Genomic DNA, 10,858 nt, shown 5'->3' with positions numbered 1-10,858 from the left:
CTCACCCAGCTGAAGAACCGCGGCCTGCGCGACGCGCTGATCGTGTGCTGTGACGGGCTGAGCGGCCTGCCCGAAGCGATCAACACGGTCTGGGAGAAGGCAGTGGTCCAGACCTGTGTGACCCATCGGGCTTGTAAAGAAAAGACACGTTGCTTTGCAGTTTCCGCTTCGTTGACATGCTATGCGCATGCCGACTGGAGGGCGGCGAGGATCTGCTGTCGGATGGCCGGGTCCGCCGGGCTGGTGGTGGACGCAAGAATGCCGAGGACCTGGACCCGCTGCTCGTTCCGGCCGCGCTGGCGCTGGTCGAGCCGGACAAGCGAAGAGATCCGATGTCGCCGCTGCGCTGGACAACCAAGTCGCTGCGGCACCTGGCGAGGAACTCACCGGGCAGGGGCATCCCGTGTCGGCGCCCACGGTGGGCCGGCTGCTACGGGAGAACGGCTTCCGCCTCCAGGTCAAAGAATCACCATGTTGATTCTTTACAAGCCCATCTGATCCGCTCGTCGATGAAGTACGTCTCCTACACCGACCGCAAGAAGGTCGCCGCCGCCCTTAAGCCCATCTACACCGCCGCCACCGAGTCCGAGGCCCTGAGCGCACTCGACGAACTGCGGGCCGACTACGGCAAGAACTACCCCGGTCTGATTGCCAGTTGGGAACGGGCCTGGGAGGAGTTCATCCCGTTCCTCGCCTTCGACCGCGAGATACGCCGCGTGATCTACACCACCAATGCGATCGAGCGCCTGAACTACCAGCTCCGCAAGATCACCAAGACGCGGGGGCACTTCCCCTCCGACGATGCCGCGATCAAGCTCCTCTACCTCGGCATCCGCCGCATCGAGGGCCGGCACATCGACGGCGACGGCCCCATCCCCCAAGGCCGGGTACGCGGCACCGGGACGCTCGGCTGGAAGCGCGCCATGAACCACTTCATGCTCGCCTTCCCCGACCGCCTCCCTCTCTGACCCCAGCAAGATCACCGAAAGTAACCACCCCGCGGGCCCGACCGGCAAGACCGTGCACCTCTACATACACAAAGGAATTGACAACCTCGTGGCGCGCCGGGGTGCTTCTATCTGCCCTGACGTGGGTTGATGGCGGTCCGAGAACCTTGTGGTGTCCGTTCCGGCCGAAACCGATGCTTCTGTGATGCCGGTGAGCTCGCAGGTCAGCGTGGTGCTGGGGGCCGTCCACGGGAACCGTGGAGTGTTGCTGTGAAGCACGTGCGTCAGAATTCCTGATCCACCCTGGCCCTCCCGGAACGGCGTACCCGGCTGTCCGGCGAGGGAGGGAGCAAGGCCGTGGACGTGCTGCACGAACGCTGCGCGGGGGTGGACATCAGCAAGAAGGACGCCAAGGTGTGTGTCCGTACCCCGAGTACGAAGCGGCGGGGGTCCTTCACGGCTGAGACCACGACGTGGGGATCGACGACGAACGCGATCCTGGACCTGCGGGAGCACCTGCTCGCCGCACGGGTGACGCTGGTGGTGATCGAGGCGACCTCGGACTACTGGAAGCCCTTCTACTACGTGCTGGCCGAGGGCTTGAACGTGATCCTGGTCAACGCGCGGCAGGTCAAGAACCTGCCCGGCCGCAAGACGGACGTCTCGGACGCGGCCTGGCTGGCTCAGCTCGGTGCCCACGGCCTGGTCCGGCCCTCTTTCGTCCCGCCCGAGCCGGTCCGCGAACTACGGGATCTGACCCGGGCCCGGACCACCGCGACCCGTGAACGCGGCCGTGTGGTCCAGCGGCTGGAGAAGCTGCTGGAGGACACCGGCATCAAACTCTCCGCAGTCGCTTCCGACATCATGGGCGTCTCCGGACGGGCCATGCTCGAAGCCCTCATCCACGGCGAAGCCGACCCACAGGTCCTCGCGGACCTGGCCAAGCGCAGGCTCCGCAACAAGATCCCCGAACTCACCGAGGCCCTGACCGGACGCTTCCGCGAACACCACGCGTTCCTGGCCCGGCTCCATCTGGACCAGTATGACCAGCTCACCGCGATGATCGACCAGCTCACCGGACGCATCGAGGAGGCGATGGCGCCCTTTCGCGGCGCCCTCGACCTGCTCGACACCATCCCCGGCATCAACCAGGCCACCGCCGAAGTGATCATTGCGGAGACCGGCGGGGACATGACCCGGTTCGCCTCCGCCAAGCATCTCGCGTCCTGGGCCGGCGTCTGCCCCGGCCATCACGAGTCCGCCGGCCGCACCAAGAACACCAAGGTCCGGCCCGGCAACCCCTACCTCAAAGGCGCCCTCGGACTCGCCGCGTTCGGCGCGGTGAGAACCAAGGACACCTATCTCCAGGCCCGATACAAGCGGCTCACCGCCCGCCGCGGCCCGCTCAAGGCACTGGTCGCCGTCGAGCACTCGATCATCACCGCGATCTGGCACATGCTGAGCGACAACGTCGGCTACCAGGAACTCGGCGGCTCCTACTTCACCCAACGCGACCCCGAACGCGCCACCCGCCGGGCCGTCAACCAGCTCAACCAGCTCGGCTACACCGTCACCCTCAACCCGAGGGAGACCGCAGCCTGACCGGCAGACCCGGACAACCGGCAGCCTCAACGGCCACCGGGCACCCAGCCCTGCCCACACCCACCCCGACCTCCTTCTATTTACGCGTCAGGAGAGCAGACCCGACTGATAGGCCAGGACCGCAGCCTGGACCCGGCTGTCGGTGCCCGTCTTCTCCAAGATGGCGCTGACGTGGGACTTCACCGTCCCCACGCCGATGCCCAGGCGACGTCCGATCTCCAGGTTGGCGAGGCCCCGGCCCAGTAGCGCCAGGACGTCGCGTTCCCGTCCGGTGAGCGCGGCGAGCCGCTGTTCGGGGCCGGTATCGGATGCCGGCTGCGAGCCTCCCCTTCCCCCGGGCCTGCTGGAATCGCCGTGGAGCATGCGCTCGATGACGGAGCCGGTGACACCGGGGGAGAGGACCGCATCACCTGCGGCGGCGGCTCGTACCGCGCTGATCAGCTCCTGCGGGCCTTCGTCCTTGAGCAGAAAACCGGTGGCGCCGGACCGGAGGGCACGCATGACGTTCTCCTCGTCGCCGAACGTGGTGAGCATGACGACCTGCGGCCGGGGACGGAGTGGGAGGAGTCGCTCGATCGCGGCGAGCCCGTCGAGCACCGGCATCCGGATGTCGATCAACGCCACGTCGGGACAGGCCTCGGTGGCGACGCGCACGGCCTCCTCGCCGTTCGCCGCCTCACCGACCACCTCGATTCCCTCGGCATGGCGCAGGATCAGCCGGACACCGTGCCGGATCATCTCCTCGTCGTCAGCGAGCAGCACTCGGATCGGGCGGCTGCCGGAAGGGGGAATCTCAGTCATGTGAACTCTCATGCGACGCCTGCGACATCACCGGCACGGTGAAGCGATCGATGGCGGCCAACGTGTCGCCACGGAAACAGTAACGGGTGATCCTGAGATGCCCGGCGCCCTCCTCGGGCCACCGGACAGCGGACTTCGCCGTCCCCGAAGCCTTGCTCGACGGTGCAAAATCCTCGCCGTCCGACACCGGGGGGTAAATACAGCTCGTCGCAGACTTCGGGCGGGCCGGCTCCCGGCCCGTCGCCGCCGCACGAACTTCCGTGGCGTCTCCAAAAATGGCGAGCTCCACCTTTTCGCGGGACATCCCGATCCGAGGCTGCTCCTGGACATCGGGGGTGTCGGGCTGCGGGCTGCTGACCAGGACGAGGCCAAGCAGCATCAGCCCGCCCACACCCGCGAGACCGAGGATTCCGGCCAGGGCGCTCACCACAGCGCGCAGGACGACGGCCGGGCGGCCGGAGCCCGCTTCGGCCGGCGCTTCGGCCGGTGAGGCGCCCGCGTCGGAGAGGACCGCTCCCGGGTTCGGCCGCGTCGGCATGCCCGCCGTCACCGCGAAGCCTCCGGCCGGCGTCGGGCCCGCCTCCAGGGTGCCGCCGAGCAGGCCCACCCGCTCCTGCAGCCCGACGAGGCCGCGTCCCGAGCCCAGGCCGGCCGCGGCCTCCGGTGCCACGGGCGGAGGCTCGTTGCGCACGAGCACGTCCACACGGTCGTCGGTGTGCGTGACCGTCACGGTGACCTGCGCCCCGGTGGCGTACCGGTGCACATTGGTCAGTGACTCGCGCACCACACGGTGTACCGCACGCCGGACCTGGGCCGGGCGCTCGTTCAGGTCGGGGCCGTCCCAGGTGAGATCGACCGGTATGCCGCCCCGGCGTGATTCCTCGGCCAACGCCTCGACATCGGGCCGGGTACCTGTGGCGTCGGTCAGGGCGCCGGCGCCGGTGTCCCGCCCCAACGGGCCCAGGATCCCCAGCACTTCCCGGAGCTCACGCATCGCCTCTCCGGCGGCCTGGCGCACCAACGACGCCTCGTCGCGCAGTTCGGGTGACTCCTTCTGCAGTGCCATCTCCAGGCCGCCCGAGTGCAGCGAGACCAGGCTGAGACGGTGGCCGACCAAGTCGTGCATCTCGGCGGCGATCCGGGACCGCTCATGAATCCGGGACTCGCTGTCGGCAAGCCGGTGGGCCGCCTCCGCGGCGGCGGCGCGTTCGCGCAGCGCCCACAGCAGCCGCTCCCGCTGTCTCTTCGAGATGCCGACGAGCCCCGGCACGACCAGCGTGGTGGCGGCGAGCACGCCTCCCACAGCGAGTCCGAACCTGTGACTGCCGAGCCCGATGAGCGGGGCGAAAACAGCGCCGGACAGCATCGTCGGAATCGCTGACGCCAGCAGCACAGCGGTCCGGTGCCGGTGGACCACCCACCGCTTGGCGGTGGTGTACGCGATCACGGCAGCCGGCAACCCGGCGGCGCACAGCAGGCCCAGGACGGAGGCCACGCCCAGCAGGCTCACGACGGGGTAGCGACGGCGGACGGCGAACAGGGCGAGAACGACAGCACCGAGAGCAAACTGCATTCCACCGGGGAACGAGTCGTACAGGTTTCGCACGACCTGCTGGGTGAGGATCATCAGAAGCCCGCCACCGGCCACTTCCGCGAGCGCACGCCGTATTCCTCGGCTCTGCTCGCCGGGGGCCGCGAAAGAACTGCGGGAGGTGAGGGTCATCAGCCAATTGTGGGGGAGAAGGTGCGCCCGCCACACCGTCCCCGGACGGCGTGGGGCCGGGACCAAGACCCGGGTGGTGCGGTTGTCGGCGAGCTCCGAGGTGTTCTTCTGGGCGATGGCCAGGCCGTCCGCGTGGGCGCGGGCGGACAGCAGCTTGATGAAGGCCTGTGCGTGGTCCGCGGTCAGGCGCTTCCCGGAGCGGGTGTAGCTGTCGTAGCTGTCGGGCTCGACGGCCTGGAAGCCCTTGTCCCGGCAGCTGTCGATCAGGGCCCCGATCTTGACGGCGATCCGCTCGCGCTTGGCGTCGGTGCTGATGTCGAGGAGGGCCTCGCCCCAGCAGTCCTTGTCGTAGACGACCTTGCCCGCGGAGTCGCGCAGCAGCAGGTCCGAGGCCCATTCGCCCTCGGCTCCCGGCTGGGCCTGGAAGGCGTTGACATAGCAGATGTTGTACAGGCCCGCCGCCGGGGAGGCGGTGTGGTCACAGGTGACCACCGTGACTCCGGCCGGCGGGGTGTAGGCGTCTCCGAATCCCCCGGATCCACCACACCAGCCACAACGCCCAGTCAAGAAGCACCCAGAAAACCTGCACAACACGCAGATCAGAACCACCAACCCCAAAGGTGAAAAACACCCGGAAAGCCGCCGCCTCGCTCCCCACCGGTGTACAGCGCCGCACACCCCCTGCCAGGCCGGCGCCCGCCGCGAGGCGGCAGCACGTCACGCCCTGCGTTCGGCCATGGAACGCCAGGTCACCGCACAGATTGCCTGCTCACCACCGGCGAACCAGCCCCCCGGGGGTCATCCACCATGTGCCAAGGAGTCGAGGTAGGCGGCCAGGCGCTGCTGCCACCCGGCGTGCCCTGTCGGACCGGGTGGCCCCCGGTGTACGGGCCGACGAGGACGTGCCGCAGGTCCGGGGCAGCCGCGGCCAACTGGCCCGTGTCTTCGGCAATCTCCTGGACAACGCCCAGCGGCACACCGCCACCGCGATCACCGTGACCCTGGTCCGCGCGGGCGACGACGTCGTGCTCACCGTCGCCGACGACGGCCACGGCATCGCGCTCGCCGACCGCCCCCGGGTCTTCGAGCGCTTCGTCCGCCTCGACGAGGCGCGCAGCCGCGACGACGGCGGGGCCGGCCTCGGGCTGGCCATCGCACGAGACGTCGTACGCAACCACGGCGGGGACCTCACCGTCACCGGGGCGCCCGGAGGTGGCGCCGCCTTCCTGGTCACCCTGCCGCGGGCACCGCTCGGCGCCGGCGGCGGCCACACCTGACCGCGCCCCGCGCCGCCGCCGGACGCCCGCCGGCCCGGCCCGGGGGCGGCACAAATCGATTGCGACGGCTTTGATATCGTCACGGTGTCGGACCACCCAGCACCGTCGCGGTCCGCGGAACCATGGCATTCCCAGCCGGTAACACGTGCCTTCGAGTCGTCAGCCCGGACCCAGTCGGCAGGACCACGCGCGTCCGAGGCGGGGCATGCTCTCTCGTCCAGAGGCAGACCGTCATGCGCAAGTCCCGGGCCGGCTCCCCCCGTGCCACCGTGCCCCTCTCCGTCGTCATCGCCGCGGCCTCCCTCGCCGCCGCCGGCTGCTCCGGCACCGCCGGCACCGACGCCGACGCGGGCACCTCCCCGGAGACCCCGGCGGCGAAGGTGTCCGCGCCGCCCGTCCACGCCGGCATCGACTACCAACTCGGCGGCGCCTACACCCCGCCGAAGGGCGTCTCCGTGGTCTCCCGCGACCACACGACGTCGCCCGCCGCGGGCCTGTACAACATCTGCTATGTCAACGCGTTCCAGGCCCAGCCCGACGCGGAGGGGGAGTGGGACGCCGACCTCCTGCTGCGGGATGGCTCCGGGAAGGTCGTCATGGACGAGGACTGGGGCGAGGCGATGCTCGACATCGGCACCCCGGGCAAGCGCGCGCGGATCGCCGAGAAGGTGGATGACTGGATCGACGCCTGCGCCGACAAGGGATTCGACGCCGTCGAGCCGGACAACTACGACAGCTACACCCGCGCCCCGCACGGACTGCTGACCGCCGCCGACGCCGAGGCGTTCCAGACCCTGCTCGCCCGCCACGCGCACGCCCGGCACCTCGCCATCGCCCAGAAGAACACCCTCGAACTCGCCAAGGACCGCAAGCGGGTCGGCCTCGACTTCGCGGTGGTGGAGGAATGCGGACAGTACGACGAATGCGGGTCCTACGTCGACGCGTTCGGCGACCACGTCATCGTCATCGAGTACACCGAGAAGGGCATGAAGAGGGCCTGCGCGGGCTGGGGCGACCGGATCAGCGTCGTCCGGCGGGACCTCGACGTCGTCCCGGTCGGCCACGACGGCTACGTGCGCGGGACCTGCGACCACTACTGACGACAGTTCTCAGGAACGAGCTGGTCAGCAGGCCGAGTGCGCGCCAGGAAGGGGAGTCCGGTTCGGTGGTGTAGACGCACAGGCTGGTGTCGGGGTCGCCCGGCAGCGTCAATGTCTCGTACTGCACGGGGTTCCGGCGGGCACGGCGCCGGCGGCCGCGCGGGACGCGTCGGGTGACGCCGTGGTCTTCTCCACCGAAGCGCAGCCGCTGGACGTCTACAGAGACCCTGCGGGGCATCCGCAACTGCCCACGGTTGCAAACGTGCTGACGAACCAGACGAACCGGCCGGTCAAGGATGCCCTTGCCGAATACCTCATCCATACAGGTGGGAGTGGGTTTCGGGGTGCTGGCCGTGACTGATCGAGTCGCCGCTATCGCGCGGCGGCGGTGGGCGCGGCATGGTGATCGGTCGTGCTGCTGAGACTGGCGTACCTGGGTATGACGAACGCGTTCGCGATGCGGCGGCTGCTGCCAACGAGCGACCGTGAGAAGGACATCGAGATCTTGGCCCTGCGCCATCAGATCGCTGTCTTGGAGCGGCAGCTGGACGGGCAGCGGGTCCGGATGCGCGCGAGCGACCGGGCTTTCCTGGCGTCGCTGCTCCACGGTCTGCCAAGGGAAGTGCTGCGCCGGATGCGGCTGCTGGTGCGGCCGGACACGGTACTGCGCTGGCACCGCGATCTCCTCGCCCGCCAGCACGCTGCCCAGTCCAAGCCGAAGCGCGGAGGCCGGCCCCGCACCGTGCACTCGATCCGAGCACTCGTTCTGCGCTTGGCCAGGGAAAATCCAAGTTGGGGCTGCCGGCGCCTGCACGGTGAACTGCTCGTGCTCGGGGTGAAGGTGGCAGCATCCACGGTCTGGGAAATCTTGAAGGAGGACGGCATCGAGCCGGCGCCCGAGCGGGCCTCGAGCACCTGGGCGGGCTTCCTGCGCTCCCGGGCCGACGCGCTCCTGGCGTGCGACTTCTTCGAGACCGTCACCCTGTCCGGGGCCCGCTTGTACGTGTTCGCCGCGATCGAGCACGCGAACCGCCGGATCCGGATCCTGGGCGCGACCGCGCATCCGACCGCGTCCTGGGTGGTCCATGCCGCGAAGAATCTTGTCATGGACCTCGAGGACACCGGCTGCCGGGCGCGCTATCTGATCAGGGACCGGGACGGGAAGTTCCCGCAGTTGTTCGACGCCGTCCTCAAGGACGCGGGTATCGAGGTGGTGCTCAGCGGCGTCCGGATACCGAGAATGAACTCGATCATGGAGCGGTGGGTGCAGACCTGCAGGCGAGAACTGCTGGACCGCATGTTGATCTGGAACCAACGCCATCTCCTGCACGCACTAAGCGAGTTCGAGACGTTCTACAACGAGCACAGGCCGCACCAGGGCCTTGCGAACGCCCGCCCCCTCCACCCGCTGCCCGCTCCGATCGAGGACCCGGACCGGATCGCCCGTCTGGACATACGACGGCGAGCGCGGCTTGGCGGCACCCTCCACGAGTACCGGCATGCGGCCTGACCAGCCTGGATGAGGTATTCGGCAAGCGCAGGATCACAATGACTTTTCGAGCGGCACAGGCTGGATGTGGCGAGGGGCCCGGCTAGTGCCGGGCCCCTCGTTCTCGTAGCGGGGACAGGATTTGAACCTGCGACCTCTGGGTTATGAGCCCAGCGAGCTACCGAGCTGCTCCACCCCGCGTCGGTGATGCCACTCTGCACAGCGACTCTCGCGGGGCGGTGCGCATTTGCCTTCGTCAGCCGCGCACGATGTTCTCGGCCTGGGGGCCCTTCTGGCCCTGGGTCACGTCGAAGGTGACCGGCTCGCCCTCGACCAGCTCCCGGTAGCCGTTGCCGGTGATGTTGGAGTAGTGGGCGAAGACGTCCGGGCCGCCGCCGTCCTGGGCGATGAACCCGAAGCCCTTTTCGGCGTTGAACCACTTCACGGTGCCGCTGGCCATGCTGCTTGTCCTTCGATATCGCCGAGAGGTCCCGGCTGGTCTGTGGGCAGGGCCGTCCGTAGCCGGAAGGCACCCGGCGTCCGTTCTACCCCGTCGGCGCGCGGTTATCCGACTTTTCCGCCGGTCGCAGCGTGCCGGGTGCTGGCGCCCGGGACGGTGCTGCGTGCGAAGACGGGCGGCACGGCCCCCACTAGGCCTGCGCCGGCACCTTCTCGGTCTTCTCGGCGCCGGCCGTCTCGGCGGCCGGGGACGCTTCTGCGGCTGCGTCTTCCGTGGCGGGCGCGGACTCGGTCACGGTGGTGTACAGCACGGTGTTCTTCTGCTTGGTCCGCTCGACGCGGCTCTTGGCGACCAGCCGCTCCAGGGTGCTGCGCACGGTGTTGATGTCCCGGGCCCGCTCGGGGTACTCCCGCTCCAGGTCGCCGGCGACCTCGCCCGCGGTGCGCGGCTGACCGGCGTGCTTGCCGAGGACGGTCAACAGCAGCTCACCCAGGGACGGTTCACCGGCCTTGGATGCCGTCTTCTTCGCCGCGGGCGCCTGCTTCGCCGTCGTCTTCTTCGCCGCAGGAGCCTGCTTCGCTGCCGCCTGCTTCGCCCCCGGCTTTTTCGCGGTGGCCTTCTTGGCCGTCGTCTCCTGCACGGCCGTCTTCTTGGCCGTGGTCTTCTTCGCGGGTGCCTCGGCCGGCTTGTCCTGCCGCTGCTTCGGCACAGCCGCGGAAGCCTCAACATCGGCCGACTCGGCCGACTCGGCCGCTTCGGTCGGCTCGGTGGGCTTGGACGTGTTGTCCTGCGGCTGTGCCGGCTCGCCCTCGGGCGCCCGGGCGCCGGCGTCGGCCTCGGCCGGGGCGGACACCGTCTCCAGTGCCTTCACCAGCCAGGCTTCGTCCGCCTCGAGCTGCTCAAGACGCCTACGCAGACGGGCCTGTTCCTCCCGATTGGCCGCGAGGTGGTGGGCGAACTGGGCCGCGTACTGGCTCTGCAGGCTCTGGGTGGTGGGCTCTTCCGGCTCGGTGGCCACGCGGCACGCTCCTTCATCCGGGGGGTGTTGCTGCCGGATGCTACTCACCCAAACGGGACCGTCGCCGCCGTCCTGGGCAAACACCACCCTTACGAACAGCCGCACACGGCCTGCCGCACCTGCCGGCACCGGTCCGCCGGAAGGGACACCGGACGCGAAACCACCTCACCGTCTCCCGCTCCACGGTCCGCCCGGATCCGACCCGCACCGAAGCCCTGCCCACGCAGGCGACACTGCCGTGACCGCCGGCACGCGCCGTTTCGTGCCGCCGCGACGCACAGGCCGAGGTGGGAAAGAGCCTGGGATCGAAGTGGTGAAGTTCCCCCCTGATCATGGACAGCGGATGTTTACGCTGCGGGGGCGAGGTCTTGGGTCACCAGAGCTCTGGTTTCGAGCGGGGTGACGTAGCCGTACTCGGGGTGCTTGCGCAGGCGGGTGCGG

The 10,858-nt window shown here is 69.3% G+C and carries 7 protein-coding genes, 1 tRNA gene and 5 pseudogenes; 7 read left to right on the top strand and 6 right to left on the bottom strand.

Annotated features, from left to right (window positions below; genetic code table 11):
• The 4 genes and pseudogenes from C1I97_RS22220 to C1I97_RS22205 all read left to right on the top strand — a co-directional run.
• Window positions 1-120, top strand: a pseudogene (locus tag C1I97_RS22220) (transposase); the annotation flags it as partial.
• Window positions 121-194: 74 nt separating this feature from the next.
• Window positions 195-457, top strand: a pseudogene (locus tag C1I97_RS22215) (ISAzo13-like element transposase-related protein); the annotation flags it as partial.
• Between the two features lie 16 nt (window positions 458-473).
• Window positions 474-968, top strand: a pseudogene (locus tag C1I97_RS22210) (transposase); the annotation flags it as partial.
• Window positions 969-1,304: 336 nt separating this feature from the next.
• Entirely contained in the window at window positions 1,305-2,549 is a 1,245-nt protein-coding gene (locus C1I97_RS22205; protein ID WP_111004961.1) for an IS110 family transposase, read from the top strand.
• 87 nt (window positions 2,550-2,636) lie between these two features.
• Here the strand turns inward: C1I97_RS22205 and C1I97_RS22200 are convergent, their stop codons facing one another.
• The 3 genes and pseudogenes from C1I97_RS22200 to C1I97_RS22190 all read right to left on the bottom strand — a co-directional run.
• A complete protein-coding gene (locus C1I97_RS22200; protein WP_111004960.1) occupies window positions 2,637-3,350 on the bottom strand; it encodes a response regulator in 714 nt (237 codons plus the stop codon).
• The gene (locus tag C1I97_RS22195; protein ID WP_258382683.1) at window positions 3,343-4,716 is read right to left on the bottom strand and encodes a sensor histidine kinase; all 1,374 of its coding nucleotides are present in this window, start codon (window positions 4,714-4,716) and stop codon (window positions 3,343-3,345) included. Before C1I97_RS22195 ends, C1I97_RS22200 begins: the two co-directional genes overlap by 8 nt.
• Before the next feature lie 435 nt (window positions 4,717-5,151).
• A pseudogene (locus C1I97_RS22190) lies at window positions 5,152-5,598 on the bottom strand (endo alpha-1,4 polygalactosaminidase); the annotation flags it as partial.
• Window positions 5,599-5,927: 329 nt separating this feature from the next.
• Here C1I97_RS22190 and C1I97_RS40065 point away from each other — a divergent pair.
• The 3 genes and pseudogenes from C1I97_RS40065 to C1I97_RS22165 all read left to right on the top strand — a co-directional run.
• Window positions 5,928-6,350 (top strand): annotated as a pseudogene (locus C1I97_RS40065) (sensor histidine kinase); the annotation flags it as partial.
• A 233-nt stretch (window positions 6,351-6,583) separates the two neighbouring features.
• The gene (locus tag C1I97_RS22180) at window positions 6,584-7,450 is read left to right on the top strand and encodes an endo alpha-1,4 polygalactosaminidase (protein ID WP_111004959.1); all 867 of its coding nucleotides are present in this window, start codon (window positions 6,584-6,586) and stop codon (window positions 7,448-7,450) included.
• Between the two features lie 412 nt (window positions 7,451-7,862).
• Window positions 7,863-8,960 (top strand): integrase core domain-containing protein, encoded by a 1,098-nt coding sequence (locus C1I97_RS22165; RefSeq protein ID WP_111004957.1) that lies wholly within the window; start codon window positions 7,863-7,865, stop codon window positions 8,958-8,960.
• 106 nt (window positions 8,961-9,066) lie between these two features.
• Here C1I97_RS22165 and C1I97_RS22160 read toward each other — a convergent pair.
• The 3 genes from C1I97_RS22160 to C1I97_RS22150 form a co-directional block, all read right to left on the bottom strand.
• Window positions 9,067-9,140 (bottom strand) — tRNA-Met (locus tag C1I97_RS22160).
• Window positions 9,141-9,195: 55 nt separating this feature from the next.
• Window positions 9,196-9,399, bottom strand: coding sequence for a cold-shock protein (locus C1I97_RS22155; RefSeq protein ID WP_030850640.1), 204 nt, complete (start codon window positions 9,397-9,399; stop codon window positions 9,196-9,198).
• Between the two features lie 190 nt (window positions 9,400-9,589).
• Window positions 9,590-10,417: a BlaI/MecI/CopY family transcriptional regulator gene (locus tag C1I97_RS22150; protein WP_111004956.1), complete on the bottom strand. Its 828-nt coding sequence runs from the start codon at window positions 10,415-10,417 to the stop codon at window positions 9,590-9,592.
• Window positions 10,418-10,858: the final 441 nt, after the last annotated feature.

It is taken from the genome of Streptomyces sp. NTH33, assembly GCF_003236365.1.
Lineage (GTDB): Bacteria > Actinomycetota > Actinomycetes > Streptomycetales > Streptomycetaceae > Streptomyces.
This window is presented reverse-complemented; position numbering and strand designations above follow the sequence as displayed.

Excerpts from the sequence above, each read along its gene's own strand:
- C1I97_RS22200 (WP_111004960.1), bottom strand. The coding sequence starts at position 3,350 with ATGACTGAGATTCCCCCTTCCGGCAGCCGCCCGATCCGAGTGCTGCTC.
- C1I97_RS22155 (WP_030850640.1), bottom strand. The coding sequence starts at position 9,399 with ATGGCCAGCGGCACCGTGAAGTGGTTCAACGCCGAAAAGGGCTTCGGG.
- C1I97_RS22195 (WP_258382683.1), bottom strand. The coding sequence starts at position 4,716 with ATGCTGTCCGGCGCTGTTTTCGCCCCGCTCATCGGGCTCGGCAGTCAC.
- C1I97_RS22180 (WP_111004959.1), top strand. The coding sequence starts at position 6,584 with ATGCGCAAGTCCCGGGCCGGCTCCCCCCGTGCCACCGTGCCCCTCTCC.